The 16156-nt window shown below is 64.4% G+C and carries 13 protein-coding genes; 4 read left to right on the top strand and 9 right to left on the bottom strand.

Translation table 11 applies throughout. From position 1 onward, the window contains the following. The first annotated feature begins 30 nt into the window (after positions 1-30). Together M2342_RS14445 and M2342_RS14440 are read left to right on the top strand one after the other, a co-directional pair. Positions 31-1452 (top strand): hypothetical protein, encoded by a 1422-nt coding sequence (locus tag M2342_RS14445; RefSeq protein ID WP_264579594.1) that lies wholly within the window; start codon positions 31-33, stop codon positions 1450-1452. Positions 1453-1714: 262 nt separating this feature from the next. Continuing rightward, positions 1715-3442 carry a hypothetical protein gene (locus M2342_RS14440; protein WP_264579593.1) on the top strand — a complete coding sequence of 576 codons (1728 nt, stop codon included), beginning with the start codon at positions 1715-1717 and terminating at the stop codon, positions 3440-3442. 98 nt (positions 3443-3540) lie between these two features. On the opposite strand, the gene ggt is transcribed toward M2342_RS14440, so the two are convergent. Next, positions 3541-5268, bottom strand: a complete 1728-nt coding sequence (gene ggt / locus M2342_RS14435) for a gamma-glutamyltransferase (protein ID WP_264579592.1) — start codon at positions 5266-5268, stop codon at positions 3541-3543. A 219-nt stretch (positions 5269-5487) separates the two neighbouring features. Between ggt and M2342_RS14430 the strand changes: the two genes are divergently transcribed. Then, on the top strand, positions 5488-7281 hold the full coding sequence (locus M2342_RS14430; protein ID WP_264579591.1) for an AMP-dependent synthetase/ligase: 1794 nt from the start codon (positions 5488-5490) through the stop codon (positions 7279-7281). 15 nt (positions 7282-7296) lie between these two features. Here M2342_RS14430 and M2342_RS14425 read toward each other — a convergent pair whose 3' ends face one another. The 3 genes from M2342_RS14425 to M2342_RS14415 form a co-directional block, all read right to left on the bottom strand. Beyond that, positions 7297-7713: a DUF6491 family protein gene (locus M2342_RS14425; RefSeq protein WP_264575159.1), complete on the bottom strand. Its 417-nt coding sequence runs from the start codon at positions 7711-7713 to the stop codon at positions 7297-7299. 132 nt (positions 7714-7845) lie between these two features. Then, on the bottom strand, positions 7846-8577 hold the full coding sequence (gene gloB / locus M2342_RS14420) for a hydroxyacylglutathione hydrolase (RefSeq protein WP_264579590.1): 732 nt from the start codon (positions 8575-8577) through the stop codon (positions 7846-7848). Next, a complete protein-coding gene (locus M2342_RS14415; RefSeq protein ID WP_264571096.1) occupies positions 8571-9005 on the bottom strand; it encodes a VOC family protein in 435 nt (144 codons plus the stop codon). Before M2342_RS14415 ends, gloB begins: the two co-directional genes overlap by 7 nt. A 112-nt stretch (positions 9006-9117) precedes the next feature. Here M2342_RS14415 and M2342_RS14410 point away from each other — a divergent pair, with 112 nt between their 5' ends. Further along, positions 9118-9834, top strand: a complete 717-nt coding sequence (locus M2342_RS14410) for an SIMPL domain-containing protein (protein WP_264580053.1) — start codon at positions 9118-9120, stop codon at positions 9832-9834. Between the two features lie 19 nt (positions 9835-9853). On the opposite strand, the gene M2342_RS14405 is transcribed toward M2342_RS14410, so the two are convergent. From M2342_RS14405 to M2342_RS14385, 5 genes are all read right to left on the bottom strand, one after another. Beyond that, positions 9854-10789, bottom strand: a complete 936-nt coding sequence (locus tag M2342_RS14405; protein WP_264579589.1) for a hypothetical protein — start codon at positions 10787-10789, stop codon at positions 9854-9856. 8 nt (positions 10790-10797) lie between these two features. Continuing rightward, entirely contained in the window at positions 10798-11556 is a 759-nt protein-coding gene (locus M2342_RS14400; RefSeq protein ID WP_264579588.1) for an alpha/beta fold hydrolase, read from the bottom strand. 13 nt (positions 11557-11569) lie between these two features. Further along, complete coding sequence (locus M2342_RS14395; protein WP_264579587.1) at positions 11570-12652, bottom strand: M48 family metallopeptidase; 1083 nt, start codon at positions 12650-12652, stop codon at positions 11570-11572. Between the two features lie 15 nt (positions 12653-12667). Beyond that, positions 12668-13756: a YjgN family protein gene (locus M2342_RS14390; protein ID WP_264579586.1), complete on the bottom strand. Its 1089-nt coding sequence runs from the start codon at positions 13754-13756 to the stop codon at positions 12668-12670. Between the two features lie 111 nt (positions 13757-13867). Next, positions 13868-16057 (bottom strand): TonB-dependent receptor, encoded by a 2190-nt coding sequence (locus M2342_RS14385; protein ID WP_264579585.1) that lies wholly within the window; start codon positions 16055-16057, stop codon positions 13868-13870. Between the last annotated feature and the right edge of the window lie 99 nt (positions 16058-16156).

The raw sequence follows: 16156 nt of genomic DNA, 5'->3' as shown, positions 1-16156 counted from the left end.
TCAACTGCATCGCGCGGAGGGGATGAAGCGATGCAGGCGTTGATCGCTCAGGGCGTTCTCATCCTCTGGCCGCTGGTGGCTCTGGTCCTTTACATGACCATGTCGGCCGGACGGGCGACGATCTGGACGTTGCTCGCGGGCTATCTGCTGCTGCCGCGCGGGGTTGCGTTCGACCTTCCGGGCATTCCGGCCTTCGACAAGTCCACCATCCCGAGCCTCGCAGCGTTCGTCCTTGCGCTGGCCACCGCGCGGAGGGGTGAGTTCAAATGGCCGCGCAGCAAGGCGCTGAACTTGCTGATGCTGGGCTTCGTCCTCACGCCCTTTGCCACGGCTCTGACCAACCGCGATTTCTACATGATCGGGAGCATGGCCTTCCCGGCGCTCGGTTTTAGAGAAGGCCTGTCCATGTCGGTCGGCCATATGATCACGCTGGCGCCGTTCGTGCTCGGCGCCGGTCTGCTCGGCAATGAGCGTGGCCATCGGCAGATCCTGCTCGCGCTGGTGATCGGCGCACTGGCCTATTCCATCCCAATCATGCTCGAAGTCAGGCTCAGTCCGTTTTTGCAGCGATGGGTCTATGGCATCGAAGACGCCGAATATTTCCTGCAACAGATGCGGTTCGGCGGCTTTCGCTCGATGGTGTTCCTCGGCCATGGCCTGCTGGTGTCCACGCTGCTCGGCATGGCACTTCTGGCCGCACTCGGCCTGATGAAGATGCGAATGAAGTTGTTCGGACTCCCGATGTCCCTCATCGCGGCTTATCTGGCGGGCATCCTGATCCTGAACAAATCCGTCGGCGCAGTCGTCCTGGTCGCCCTGCTGGCCCCGATGTTGCTGCTGCTCAAGCGGCGCATGTTCCTGATCGCAATCGCCGGGTTGGCCATGATGGTCGTGACCTATCCCGCCCTGCGCGGCGCCAATCTGCTGCCGTTGCAGGACATCGTACAGACCGCTGCCTCGTTGAGCGCCGAGCGGGCGGACTCCTTCGATTTCCGACTGAGGAATGAAGAACTGTTGCTCGACAGAGCGGAGCAGCGGCCATTGTTCGGATGGGGGACATTTGGTCGAAATCGTGTGATCGTGGTCGCGCATTGGGGGGGCACGCTCGATGTCGCGGTGACCGATGGCACATGGATCATCGTCATCGGCATGCTGGGCTGGGTCGGCTATGTGCTATTCTTCGGTTTGCTGTCCTATCCCTTCTGGCGCGCTTTCCGTTTGCGCCGCAGCGCGGTGCCGACAGCCAGTCTCGCGCTGGTGGCGGTCCACATGTACAATGTACTGGACTTGATCCCGAATTCGTCCATCCAGCCGATTACATGGCTGGTTGCGGGAGCGATCGCCGGTCTGCGCTTGGACAAAAGGTCCCGGAGAGGCCTGCGCGATGCTCAGCCGGGAGGCGAGCCATCCCGCGACATTCACCCGCCATCAAAGGCGTTGTCGCGCGCCTAGCAGCATGGTGTGCCGCTGATCGCCGCAGATGGAAACCTGTTGGTAGCTTTGCTCTTGGCAAAACCGAAAGATCGGTCAACCGGCGTAGAACGGCGGGCTGCAGACAATCACAGAGCAATATAGCGGATCGGTAACGCGATGCGTTCAGCGGGGTGGTAAGCAGGAATTTAACCACACTTGGCAATCGAAGCTTTTTGGCTCTCTCCTAGGTTCGCTTCGGGACGCAATGAATCCCTACGGGGTTGGCAGGAAGTTGAAGCGTATGAACCGGGTGCGTAAAACGAAACTCAGGTTGATCGGTGCGATGGCACTGAGTTCGACAGTGATGATGGGCACGGCGGCAGTGGCTGCCAGCACGGCCAGCGCGTTTCTTCTCTATACGGCGTCAATCAAGCTGAAAGGCCTCAATCTGGTGAAATGGGCCGATGTTCTCTCGGTTCTGACCCTTGCGTCGCTCCCGTCGACGTCCTCGGGCACCAAGCCGTCGGGTTCATCGACCACGACGATATCCACGCCCGGTTCTGCGACCACTGTTGGAACCGGGTCGGCGGTGTCGGGTGTGCCAACCATGAAGCTCGGCATAAACCTCACTCCGCTGACCACCTACGTCGGAAACAGGTCGTTTATGAACCTGCTCGATGGCTGGCGTCTGGTCACCGCGCAGGGCGTATGGACAGACATGCCGCAGGATCGCTTGGATTCCAACAAGCGGCTCGTAGACTTGCGTGCGGGCGAAGCCGGCATTCGTGCACTGGCGCTGCCCACGCGGAGCCTGTGGGGTGAGAGCGTCGACATCATCTGTCGTTGGCAAGGCACCGGCAGCGTCAGCGTCGGGGGCGAACCTGTAAAGAATGCTCGGGTATCCGGAAAATCTCTGACATTTACCTTCGTACCCAAGGGGGGGGCTGGAACCTGGTTGCGTTTCGCGAACATCAACCCGTCCGATCCCATTCGCAACGCGGACTGCCGGGAGGTCGATGCCGATCCCAACGCCACGTTCGACCCCACTTACCTTGCCGAGGTGAAACGATACGGCGTCTTGCGCTTCATGAAATGGTCCTATGGCGGGGTTGAAGGCAATCTTCCCGTGCGCTGGGAGACAAGAACCAAGCTGGGAGATGAAGTCGTTAACGGCCCGGACGGCGTGGCGCTGGAGTATATGATCCAGCTAGCCAACGAATTGAAGGCCGATCCGTGGTTCTGCGTTCCCTGGAATGCTGACGATGAGTATGTTCGCAAATTTGCCGAACTCGTTCGTACCCGGCTCGATCCATCGTTGAAGGCCTATGTGGAGGTCTCCAACGAGGTGTGGAACTACGTTTACCCGGTGACCACTCAGGCCTTGAATGAAGGGAAGGCGGCGGGCCTCTCGACCAATGATCACATGGCGATGCTATCGCGCTATGCTCAGAAGACCGGTCAGGTGATGGACATTTGGTCCTCTGTCTTTGCTGGCCAGATGCATCGGATCGTTCGTGTCGCGGCGATTCAGACGGGCGCATGGAATGCGAACTTCGTCTTGAGCTTCGGCGACACAGCGAAGAAGGTCGATGCGGTCGCGATTGCGCCTTATTTTGCGGCGAATCTTTCGGCCACCGCATTCGATACCCCCGCAGACGTCGATGCCGTCTTCGCCTCGCTCAGCGACCAAGTGGCCGACCGCATCGCCGAGTCCAAAAAAGTCAAAGAGGTCGCAACCACATTCGGATTGCGGACAATTACCTATGAGGCCGGCCAGCATGTGCTCGGTTCGCCATCTCTGGAGAAAATGACCGCGTTGCAGCGCGATCCGCGCATGAGCAAACTGTACACGACCTACCTGACCAAATGGCGCAACGAGGTGGGCGACCTTATGGTGATGTTCTCTGATTATGGCGGGAGCGGCAAATGGGGAAGCTGGGGACAGCGGGATTATGTCGGCCAACCCTTGAGCATGGCCAATAAGGAGAATGCGGTAGAACTGTTCCGCCGCTCCTACATCACGCGCTGATCAAGAAAGTGGGTCGCGCTCAGCGCGGCCCGCTTTCTCATGTGCGCCTGAGGCGAATGCACGGCGCCGCCGCCGTCATCATGTGTGACGTCGTTCCATCAGTTGGACGCTTCCACCAAGACCCGCCCCTCTCTGCGTGGGTCATAACCGCCGTCCACCACGCCATTGCGGATGATGACGGCGTGAACACCGCTGTCTTCGCCTTGTCCGGGTCGCAGGTCGATGCCGCGGGCCTTCAGGCCTGCCAGCGTCTCCGGAGAGAACTTGCTCACTTCACCCTGAAAGGCAGAGCCGCGCGCGATAAGGTTGGGGAGGGCGAGGGCTTCCTGCATGGGGAGGCCCCAATCCACCGCAGCGACCAGCGACTTGCCGACATAAGCGAGAATGGCGTTGCCGCCCGCCGAGCCAATAGCGCCAGCAAAATGGCCGGCTCGATCGACCATCACCAACGGGATCATCGAGGATCGGGGGCGCTTGCCGGGTGCGACGGCGTTGGCTGCCGGCCTTCCGTCCGCATCCTGCGGCGTGAAGGAAAAATCGGTCAGCTGATTATTGAGAAAGAAGCCATCGACCATACGACCCGTGCCGAAGATGGATTCGACGGTCGTCGTGATCGAGACGACATTGCCGCGCGCATCGCCCACGATGAAATGGGAGGTGCCGCCGGGCTCATGGGTGTCGTCGATGCCAGCGATCTGCGCGCCGGGCGGCACACCGGCCGAGGGCGGCGGCCCCGCGGTAGCGCCGATCAGCTTTGCCCGGCTGTCGACATAGGCGCTATCGAGGAGCCCGGCGACGGGAACGGCAGTGAACGCCGGATCGCCGACATAACGGTCGCGATCGGCGTACATCAGCCGGCTCGCCTCGGCGAACAGGAACCATGCCTGCGGGTCGGCTGGCCCGCGCTTGTCGATGTCGGTCCGTTCCAACAAGGAGAGCAATTGCAGGAAGGCGACGCCGCTGGATGGCGGCGGCGGCACGCAGACGACATAGACCCGATAGGGATTGCACACGGCCTCACGCTTAATCGGACGGTAGGCCGCCAGATCAGCCAGCGTCATGCTGCTGCCGAGCGGCCCCGCGGCGACCCGCGTCACGATCCGTTGCGCGGTATCGCCGGCATAGAGCGCGGCTGGCCCTTGCGCCGCGAGACGCTGCAGAAAATCGGCATAAGCGGGATTGGCGAGCTGATCGCCGGCCTTCTTGATCGATCCGTCCGGGGCAGAAAAATAACGCCGCGCATCGGCCACCTGCATCTGGGGAAAATTCCCTTCCAGGAACTTGGCCAGGCGCGGCGTGATAGTGAAGCCGGTGCGTGCCGTCCGCTCCGCATCGCCGAAGAGAGATTTCCAGGGCAGGCTGCCATGCTCGTCATGAGCCAGGGCCAGCATCCGCACCGCACCCGGCACGCCGGTCGCCCGGCCGCTCACCAGCGCGTCGCGAAAGGGGATGGGCTTGCCATCGGCACCGAGGAACATGTCCGGCGCGGCACCGGCGGGCGCCGTTTCCCGACCGTCATAGACGACTACCTTGCCCGTGCCGCCATCGAAGAAGGTCATGAATGCGCCGCCGCCCATGCCCGAGCTCTGGGGCTCGACAAGCGAGAGCATCGCCTGCACGGCAATGGCCGCATCGACTGCGCTCCCGCCCTGGCGCAGGATCTTCATGCCGGCTTCCGCTGCCAGCGGATTGGAGGCCACGACGAAATTCTGGGCTACCGGCGAAGCAGGACGCGGCGCTGTGCTCGAGCGGGGCGGCATGGTCGTCGCACAGGCCGTCAGGGCCAGCGCGGAAAGGAAGCCGATGGCGGCACGGAAATGGAACATATGGCAAGCCCGCTTGGTTGTGATCGACGACGCTGCGCTGCAGTCGCGGCACAGTGGGGCGCGCACGATCCCGAAGCAAGGGGATGATGTGCGTATCTTGCCGGCGCTGCCGCCGATGCACGATCGGGCGCGCGGGCAGGGTGGCCCTCGCGGAACGGCGCGCTATATGGGATGTAAAGGCGCTCGCTGTCGGAGCAGCCGGTTCAAGGAGAGCGTTGCTTGCAGGCCCTCGAATATTTTCCAAGCCTGACCGCCATGTTTTTTACGCGCGCCGTGGAGCGCGGCGAGCGGCCGTTCCTGTGGGCCAAGCAGGGCGAGCAATGGCAACCGATCAGCTGGATGGAGACCGCCCGCCGGGTCGCCTCAATGGCAAAGGCGCTCAAGGCGCTGGGCGTCGCGCCGGGCGACCGGGTGATGCTGGTCTGTGAGAACCGACCGGAATTCTGCATTGCCGACCTGGCGATCATGGCGGCGGGCGCCATCACCGTGCCGACCTACACCACCAACACCACGCGCGATCATGAGCACATCATCGGCAATAGCGGCGCGCGGGCGGTGATTTTCTCGACCGCAAAAATCGGCTCTGCCCTGCTGCCCGCCGTTATGCGCTCGCGGATCGAATTCGCGATCAGCATCGAGCCGATCAAGTCGATGCAGAACTCGGCTGTGCAGATCTGCGACTGGGCGACGCTCATCGCCGAGCATCCGGCCGATCCTGTCGCCTGCGCCGCCGAGCAGACGGCCACGCGCGATGATATCGCCTGCCTGATCTACACCAGCGGAACCGGCGGGGCACCGCGCGGGGTGATCCAGCATCACGGCGCAATCCTTTGCAATGTGGAGGGCTGTGTCGACATCATTGCCGGTGATTTCGGCTGGGATGATGAGGTGTTCCTCTCCTTCCTGCCGATCAGCCATGCCTATGAGCATTCGGGCGGGCAGTTTCTGCCGATCGGTCTGGGCGGGCAGATCTATTATGCCGAGAGCCTGGAAAAGCTGGCGAGCAATATTGCCGAAACCCGACCGACCATCATGGTGGTCGTGCCGCGCTTGTTCGAGCTGCTGAAAACCCGCGTCACCAAGGCGGTGGAGAAGCAGGGCAAGGTGCCCGCGCTCCTGCTGGAGCAGACGCTGCGGCTGGGCGCCAAGCGGGCGGAAAGGGGCGGCACGCTGCCCTTGTGGGACAAGCCGCTCGAGGCCGTGCTCAACCGGACGATCAATCCCAAAATCCAGGCTCGGTTCGGCGGCAGGATGAAGGCACTGGTTTCTGGCGGTGCGCCGCTCAACCCCGAGGTGGGCACCTTTTTCCAGTCGTTCGGCCTCACCTTGCTGCAAGGCTATGGCCAGACGGAGTCAGGACCGGTCGTGAGCTGCAATCGTCCCTCGGTCGGGCTGCGGATGGACACGGTGGGGCCGCCGCTCAAGCATGTGGAGGTGCGCATTGCCGAGGATGGCGAAATCCTCGTGCGCGGCGAGCTGGTAATGAAGGGCTATTGGAACAACCCGGCGGAAACCGCGCGGGCCATCCAGGATGGCTGGCTGCACACCGGTGATATCGGCCGGTTCGACGATGCCGGGCGGTTGATGATCACGGACCGCAAGAAGGACCTGATCGTGAATGACAAGGGCGACAATGTCGCCCCGGCCAAGCTGGAGGGCATGTTGACCCTGCAGCCGGAAATCGGGCAGGTGATGGTGCATGGCGACCGGCGCCCGCACATCGTCGCGCTGATCGTGCCCGATCCGGACTGGCTCAAGGCATGGGCACAGGCGCAGGGCAAGCCGGCCGATCTTGAGGCCTTGCGTGAGGACCTGGCGTTGCACGGGGCGATCAGGGCCGCGGTCGATCGCGTCAATATCGACCTGTCCGTGATCGAGAAGGTGCGGCGCTTTGCGTTGGCGGACGAGCCGTTCACGATCGACAACGAGATGCTGACGCCCAAGCAATCAATCCGCCGCCACGTGATCCGCGCACGCTATCAGGCGCGGCTGGACGCGCTTTACAAGGCGTGACGGCTGCCCGGCGTGTTACTTGCCGGGCGTGCGATAGGGAATGAAGTCGCCCAGTGCACAGCTGCCGGTCATCGCGCCCGAAGGCAGGTTCACCACGCGGGCGATGTCGCCCCGGCAGTATTGCGACGAACTCATGCGGTTCATGACCAGCGTGTCGCCGCGCGAGATGCCGGTGCAGCTCCCCTGCAGACGGTTGAGATAGACCTGATCCTTGCTCACGACATAGACCAGGGTGTTATCGCCGATGGACCGCAGGCGGCTGCTGTCGAATGAGGTCACGCAGGAGACGGGCTCGCCCGCCGTCTTGCCCTCCAGCAGACGCTCCAACTCCTGCGTTTCGCGTTCGCTGAGCCTCGGTTCGGGAGCGGGACCCGCCGTCGCGCAGGCGGCCAGCGGCAGGACCGCCAATGAGAGACACAATCTGTTCATCATCTCCGCTCCTCTCGCGTCCGTCTGTCTCGCGAAACTAGCAGATTTCCGGCTGTCTCGCATCTTGTATGACGGATACGAATGTGCGGGCCCTTGGTTGCGCAGGCCAGGACAGAGCGCCGTGGCCTCTATTGCCTAGCCCCTGTCCTTGGCCGCGCGCCGGCTGGCCAGTTCCTCCACGCTTTGGGCGCGCATGAAGGGGTTGGTGGCGCGTTCCAGCGCGATCGTTGTGGGAACGGTGGCCTCGTCGCGCGCGCGGGCAGCTTCGACCTGCGCGAGGCGATCCGCGATGGCCTCATTCTGCGGTTCTGCCTGAAGGGCGAACTTGCCGTTGGAGAGCGTATATTCGTGCGCGCAATAGACCTGGGTGTCGTCGGGCAGGGCCTCGAAGCGTCGCATGTTGGCGTACATCTGCGCGGGCGTGCCCTCGAACAGCCGGCCGCAGCCCATGGCGAACATCGTATCCCCCACGAAGATCATGGCATCCCCGGCAAAGTGATAAGCGATGTGGCCGGCGGTGTGGGCCGGCACTTCCATCACCACCGCTTCATGGTCGCCCAGCCGCACCCGGTCGCCTTCGCGGGCCGGGCGATCGACATGGGGGATTTTCGCCAGTTCGGCGGCGGGCGCCGTGACGGTGGCGCCGGTCGCTGCTACGATGCCCGCATTCCCGCCGATATGATCGCCATGCCAGTGCGTGTTCCAGATCTGGGTGATGGACCAGCCACGCGCCTGCGCAGCCGCCAGCACCGGCTCGGCCACCGAGGGATCGACGACCAGCGTCTCCCCGCTCGGCTTGTCATGAACCAGCCAGACATAATTGTCCGACAGAACCGGAACGCGCAGGATTTCGAGCGTGCTCACCATTCACCCGTGTTCGGCATCGATGCCCAGGGTTCGGCTGGCTCGAGATGGCCATCCTGCAGCAGTTCGATGGAAATGCCATCGGGCGTGCGGACAAATGCCATATGGCCGTCCCGGGGCGGGCGGTTGATGGTCACGCCATTGTCCATGAGGCGCTGGCAGGTCTCGTAGATATTCTCGACCCGATAGGCCAAGTGGCCGAAATTACGCCCGCCGCCATAGCTTTCGCCGGCGCTGCCGTCTTCCGGCGGCCAGTTGTAGGTCAGTTCCACCTGCGCATCCTCATCGCCCGGCGCGGCGACGAAGACGAGCGTGAAGCGGCCCTTCTCATTGTCGAAGCGACGGACTTCCTTGAGGCCGAGCAACTCGAAGAAACGCAAGGTTGCGTCGATGTCGGTCACGCGGATCATAGTGTGGAGATATTTGGGCATGGTGCAGCTCTTTCCTTTGGTCCCGCGTCAGCAACGGTTCAGCACAAGAGTGAGATTGGTCACCTCTCAAATAGGCGTCTCGCGGTCGCGGGAAAAGAGAGGAATGCGCACAATGGTTTGGCTGCAGGACATGAACAAGGTCGCTTTGGCAGGTGCGGTGGTGCTTGCGGGCGGCATGATCACCGGTGGCTATCTGCTCGGGGATGGCCTGCGGCGTGCCCACTCAGCCGACCGGTCTGTCACGGTGCGGGGCCTTGCCGAGCGGAATGTGACTGCCGATCTCGCGACTTGGACCATCGCCTATTCCGCGACCGGCACTGACCTTGCCAGCGTGCGGGCCGATATCGAGGGCAATACGGCCGAACTGCGCGGCTATTTCAAGAGCCTCGGCTTCCCGGACAATGCGCTGACCGCGACCGGGGCCGGCGTCAGCCAGTTCATCAACAATGGCGTTCCCAACATCACGATCACCCAGCGGATGCAATTGCGCACGACCGATATCGAGCGGGCCCAGAAGGCGGTCGCCAACCAGTTCGATCTCGTGCGGCGCGGGGTGACGCTGCAGGAAGGTTCGGCGATGAGCTACAGCTTCACCAAGCTCAACGATATCAAGCCGGAGATGGTCGCTGCCGCGACCAAGGATGCGCGCTCCTCCGCAGAACAGTTCGCCAAGGATAGCGGCACTGGCGTGGGTGGCATCAAGAGCGCGACACAGGGCTATTTCTCCATCGAGCCGCGTGATGGCGAGACATCCGGCGGCTATGGCGCGGCCGACACGCCGTTCAAGAAGGTGCGGGTCGTGACGACGGTGGACTTCTACCTCGATTGAGGTCGGCCGCACGCACGCTTCACCGCCCGGTTTCGGTCCCTGTCGTAGCAGCGGCGGCGGCCGGATCGCCGTTCAGCTGGGCGAGATAATCGGCGGCCTGTCGGGCAATATCGCTATCGCGCGCAGCCAGTTCCTTGCTGCGGCTGAAGGCGGCGCGGGCGCCGGCATCATTGCCTGAGAGCGCCAGAATGATGCCCTGTTCCAGCGCAATGGCGGCATCGTTGCGGGCGCGGCTGGCGGCTTCGTCGATATGCAGGCGAGCCAAGGGCAGGTCGTCCTTGCGCCGGGCCAGCGTGGCCGAGAGCAGCCATGCGAGCGGATCGGCGGCGGCCAGCACGATCGCCTGATCGAGGTCGGTACGGGCGCCGGGCAGATCGTTGGCGGCCACGCGGGCGCGGGCGCGATCCAGATAGATTTCTCCGGTCGCGAGCGTCTTGGGCAAGGGGCGCGAGAGTGCCGCATCCAGCGCCCGCAGCGCGCGCGTCGTCTCGCCTGCGATCAGCGCCGCGTTGCCGGCCTGCGACCACAATCGCGCCTGCGTCGCCGCGTCGAGGCCCTTGAAGGCCGCGCCATCCTCGAAAGCCTTTGCCGCATCACTCCAGCGCCCGGCCTGCCCGAGCGCATAGCCCCGGCATTGCGCGGCATAGGCACCGCCATCGGCCTTTGCCCAGGTCTCCGCATCGGCAATGCCCTCGGAGGGGTTTGCGTTGGCGCGCTCCAGACAGGTGGCGAGGCGGGGGGCAATGGCGGGCGGGACGACGGCGGCCAGTTCCGTGCTGTCATTGCCGGCGCGTTCCGTTGGCACCTGCTCGATCCAGGGGCGCTGCTCTCGCTGCTCGGCCTCGGCGCGGCGCATCTCGTCTCGTCGCCGCAGCAGGGCCTCGATTTCGGGATCATGCTGGGGCACGCTCGCTTGGGCGAGCTGGGCGAGGGAAAGCGCGGCGGCAACGAGCATAGGCAGGGTCAGGACTCCACGAGGCGCGCGACAGTCGCGATCAGCAGGGCGATGTCCTGCGGGCGCGAGAGGCGATGATCGCCATCCTTGACGAGCAGCGTCTGCACATCGGCTGAACGAACCTGCTGCGCGATCCGCACAGCGATCTGCCAGGGGACGTCGGCATCGGCCTGTCCTTGCAGCAGGCGGATGGGACACTCGATCGCGATTTCACCATCGAGCAACCGCAGCGCCTCACCCGATTCCCAGAAGGCGCGCGTGGTCACATAGGGCTGGTCGCCATAGGGCGTGGGTTCAACCAGCTTGCCCTCGCGCTGGAGGGTCGCCTTCTGCGCGTCGCCAAAACCCCAGTCGGTAAAATCAGGCGCCGCCGCGATGCCGACGAGACCGGCGACGCGCGCGCCCAAGTCGCGGGCGAGCAGCAGCGCCAGCCAGCCGCCCATGGAGGAGCCGACGAGAATGATCGGCCCGGTAGGGATGCAATGTTCGATCACGGCGCGGGCATCGTCGCGCCAGCTGGCGAGCGTGCCGTCCTCGAACCGGCCTTCGCTTTCTCCGCAGCCGGCATAATCCAGTCGCAGCATGGCGCGGCCCTGTGCGGCGGCCCAGTCATCCAGCGCAAGCGCCTTGCTGCCCATCATGTCCGACATGTAGCCGGGGAGGAAGACGATCGTCGGCCCTGTGCCGGGCCGGTGGCGGTAGGCGAGGCGCAGGCCCGCGGCGTTAGGCAGGAAGGCGGGCGGTGCGCTGGTGGTGTCGTCAGTCATGACCCTGCCCTTATCAGAAAGGGAAGCGGCTGGCAGGTGCGACGTCCTTGTCATCCTTGCAGGCATTCACGATGGCGCGCCATTCTGCCGGGGTCAGTGCGGCCTCATAGCGGTGGCCCTTGCGCGCCGAGGCCTCGAACGCCTTGCGCCGTTCGGTAGAGATGGGGTGCGACGCCATGAGATTGGCGGCGCGCTCGATCTGCTCCTCGCCGTCGCCTCCCCCGAGGCGCTTGAAGAAAGCGGCGGTGGGCAGGGGCGATATGTCGGCCTTCTGCAAGGCGCGGATGGAGTAGCTGTCCGCCGCCCGCTCGGCATCGCGACCATAACTCAGGGACAGCAGGCCGTTGGCGGTGTTGCCGAGGTCACCGCCGAACCCGCCCAGCACGATGCTGAGGCCAAACTGGCGGATCAGCGCTGTCATCGTGTCGCGGTTGCGGACATGGCCGATCTCATGGGCGAGGATGCCAGCCACTTCATCGGGCGACTGGGCATCCTGAATGAGCTGGTCGAACAGCAGGATGTGGCCGCCGGGCAGGGCGACCGCATTGACCATCTTTACATTGGCGATGCCGATGCGGCGGATGGGTACATCTTCCCCGAGCTTGCGCTGGAGCTTGTCGAGCGCGGCGCGGCTTTGGGGCGTCTGGCACAGGCGACCGCCGAAATCGCCGATCATCGCATCGCCGAGCCGTTGCTCCCAGCTGAGCGGAACATGCGGCGCGATCCAGTCGGGCGCGCGGAGAACGGCGTAGACGACGCCCGCCGCGATCACGGCGAAGAGCGCCAGCGCCCGCCACAGGCCGACCCGGTCGATCCAGCGGCCATAACGCGCGGGGAGGGGCAGGTGGATCGCGAAGTCCTGCGGTGGCGCGCCGGTGAAGCCGAGCCGCCAGCCGTGCTGTCCGCGCAGGCCATAAATGGAGCGCCCGCCGCTGCCATCGACCGGCACCAGATCGCCCCAGCGGTGCGGGCCGCTTTTGTTCAGACCCCAGCGGAGCGTGAACGTCTCTGCTGTCCATTCCAGAACCGGATGATGGCGCGTCGCGCTGGTGCCATCATAATGCCAGATGGTCTCGTCCGGGCCGGCCTGGGTCATGCGCGCGCTATGGAGCTAGATGGCGCCGATGTCGAACGCATCGGCAAGGCCCTCGCCCTGACCCGGCGCATTCGTGCTCGACTGGGTGAGGGATGAGAGGCTGATCTCGCCGCTGGCATCGAGATGGACGATGAAGAACTTCCAGTGCCGATAGGAGAGGAAGACGAGGCCGATGCCGAGCGTCAGCACCACCAGCGCGATGTCGCCAAGGATGAGCTTGAACCAGTCCTTGGTGCGGGCCGAGAAGTGGAAATCGAGCGTCGAAAGTGACAGGCTGCTCACGGCCACGCGGAAGAATTTGGCGTAATAGGCCAGCGCAAAAAAGCCGATGATCGTATAGATCAGCAGCACCATCAGGATCATCGCGAGCACGAAGGCGAGGCCGGGTTGGGCCTGCGTCTCGGGATCGAAACCGCCACGCATCGCAGCGCCACCACCTGCAAAGATGAGTACGGCCATGACGGCAAAGATGATGAACGGCAGCAGGTAGAACAGCAGGAACCGGCGGAAGATTTGTCCGGGCATTGCCGCCGCGCGGAAGGGATGGGGGCCAAAGCTCATCGCGTTCCAGCGGTCGTTCCATAGCGAGGTCATAGACCAGGGAATGAGCAGGCCGATCACCATCCACGCGACGATGTTGCGCCAGACGTAGGACCAGCCATAGGCCCAGCCCTTGTCATTGCTGCCGCCGCGAATGCCGTGCCACCAGGTGCGGCTGAGGCGATAGCGCAGCATCCGCATGCGTGCCACGCCGGCGAGATAGAAGATCACCATGAACGACGCGAGGCCCAGCACGCCGGCGAGCGGTGCCTGTCCGCGCAACACCATCGCCTGCATGCCAAAGTTGAGAAACAGGAAGGGGATGCCGAAGAGCACCAGCACGATCAGGAAGCCGATGAGCAGTTCCACGCCGGTGCCGGTCCATTCCAGCCGCTCGTCGATGAAGCGGGTGCGGCTCCACAGATAACGGCGCGTCCGCGTCGTCGCCCAAAAGCGATAGACGCCCAGGGTCACGATGGTCAGCAGCAGATTGGTGAAGGCAATCGGGGCGTATTCCCGCCAGCTCCCTTCAAACCCGAATGCACGGTCGGTCTGGTCGTTCATTGGCAATGGTCCCCCGGCTATTGCGCGGGCGACCAGACACCGGATGCGGCTGACCTGTCAAGTAACGGAGAAAAAAGGGCGGGGCGCGGAGAGGGGCGCCCCGCCCGGCACTCACAGGGCGAGGGAGACCGTGAGGCGTATGTCCCGCCCGGCGAGCGGGGCGTAATCCTTGAGCAGGCTGGCATGGCGCCGCGCCTCGACATCGAAGATGTTGTTGGCTTGCAGGGAGAAGGAAACCTGCTGGTTCGCGATGGCGGGCTTCCAGGTCAGCCCGGCGTTGACGAAGGTGTAGGCGGGCGTAACGGTCTCGCGCGCGCTCACCCGGTCCTGCTTGAAGGCATGTTCGATCTCGCCGCGCACAGACCATTCGCCGGCATCGAGCGTGGCACCGCCAAGCAGCCGCAGCGGCGGGATGCGCGGGACGGGCTCGCCGCTGTCGAGGGTCGCGCGCGTGAAGTCGGCCAGACCATCCAGGCGCAATTCGGTGCGGCCGAATGTCGCCGCCGTCCAGTCCGCCTGGATCTCCGCGCCATAATATTCCGCGCCGGATTGCAGATAGGCAAAGCAGGGGAATTCGAGCGAGGTCGCGCCGCTGGCCGCGAGGCAGGCGCTGTCATCGACGATGGAATCGTAAATGAACCGATCGAACTTGTTGTAGAAGCCCGAGACGGTGAGGTGGAAGTCCTGGCCCCGCCCGTGCAGGGTGCCCTCGACGCCCCAGCCGCGCTCGGTGCCGAAGTTGGGGTTGCCAAGCTCAAAAGCCTGCGTGCCGGCATGGTTGCCGCGCGCGAAGAGTTCATCCGCCGTGGGCGCCCGCTCGACCCGCGAGAGGTTGACGCCGACCCGCCAGTCAGTCGCGATGGCATAGCTGGCGCCGAGCGATCCCGACACCGTGTCGAAGTTGCGGCGATAGTCCGGCGAGCCAAGGTCGCTGTCCTGCGCCGCCTCGATGCGGTTGTGCTCGAACCGCGCGCCGGCCTCCAGCCGCACCTTGCCGAGATCGAGCGCCTGCAGGGTGAACAGGCCCCAGGTCTCGCTGTCGATGGCCGGCAGGAACTTCTCCTCGCCTTCGATGTGGCTCTTGCGCAGCAGCATCTGGCCGCCGATCGCGCCTTCCCATCCGCCGCGCCGCGCCTGAACGAGATCGAGCCGGGTTTCGAGGCCCTGGGTGAAGAAGCGGGTGTGGATGTCCTGCCCATCGAGCGACATTTCGGCATGTTCGTAATCGGCCCAGCCTGCGCGCAGGCGGATCTGGTCGAGCAATCCGCCGCCTACATTCACTTGCGCGCGCAGATCGGCGCGGGTCTGTTTCATCTGGATTTTGACTTCCTCGGCGCCGTGCTCGTGCTCGCCTTCTTCGCCCTCGATCGCGCCTTCGTCCTCATGATCCTCATGCGTCACGTAGCGGATCGGCAGACCATAGGTGAATTGCGAGCGGCCGACCGAGAAGCCGATGGACCCGCCGGAATCGATGTAGTTGAGGCCGCCGGTGTAGCTCCAGCCTTCGATGGCGGAATTGGGGATGCGCCCGCGCAGCCCGGCGAGGTCGCGAATGTCCGCTTCATCGCTCTCCAGCGCTTCGGCGCGCGGCTCGGCGCCCAGCACATAGCCGCCACTGCGCAGATCGCCGGTTTCGATCCAGCTGCCATCGGCATGGAACACAAAGCCACCCCCCAGTGCAATGTCGGTCTTGCCGGCGAGCGATTTCTCGCGGGCGGCGCTGCCGAATGTGCCGGTGGCGGCCAGATCGAAGCCGCCCTCGGGCAGATGCGTAGGAATGCGCGTGTCTATCACATTGACGACGCCGCCGACCGCGGACGAGCCATAGAGCAACGCGGCAGGGCCGTGCAGCACCTCGATCCGGTCGGCGAGCAGCGGATTGATTGCGACGGCATGGTCCACCGAGGTGGCGGACGCGTCGAAGCTGCCGATCCCATCGGTGAGCAGGCGGATGCGGTCGCCCGAGAAGCCGCGCAGGATCGGGCGAGAGGCGCCAGGACCGAAGGATGTGGAAGAAACGCCCGGCTGCCGGGCCAGCGTCTCGCCCAGGCTCGGGCGGATGTCGCGGGCCAGCTCCTCGCCGGTGAGGACGGATGTGCCACCCAGCACATCGATATGCGAGCGCGGGATGATCGCGGTGACGACGATGTTTTCCGGCCGATCGTCATGGCCATGCGCTTCGCCGGTATCCGGCGGCGGCTGGCGCTGCGCCAGAGCGGGAGCTGCAAACAGCGCGGCGCTGGAGAGAAGGGCGGAGAAGGCGGCGGTATGCGCGAGGCGCGGACGGAGATTGGTGTTCATATGATATAACGTAACGAGTGAGAAAATGCTGCGCAAGCGAAATGTCGTCGGCGTTCGCTTCGTGCGAATTTTGACGCGGCAGTAGGGCGGGGCGCGTCA

The sequence above is a fragment of the Sphingobium sp. B8D3A genome (assembly GCF_025961995.1).
Taxonomy (GTDB): Bacteria; Pseudomonadota; Alphaproteobacteria; order Sphingomonadales; family Sphingomonadaceae; genus Sphingobium.
This window is presented reverse-complemented; position numbering and strand designations above follow the sequence as displayed.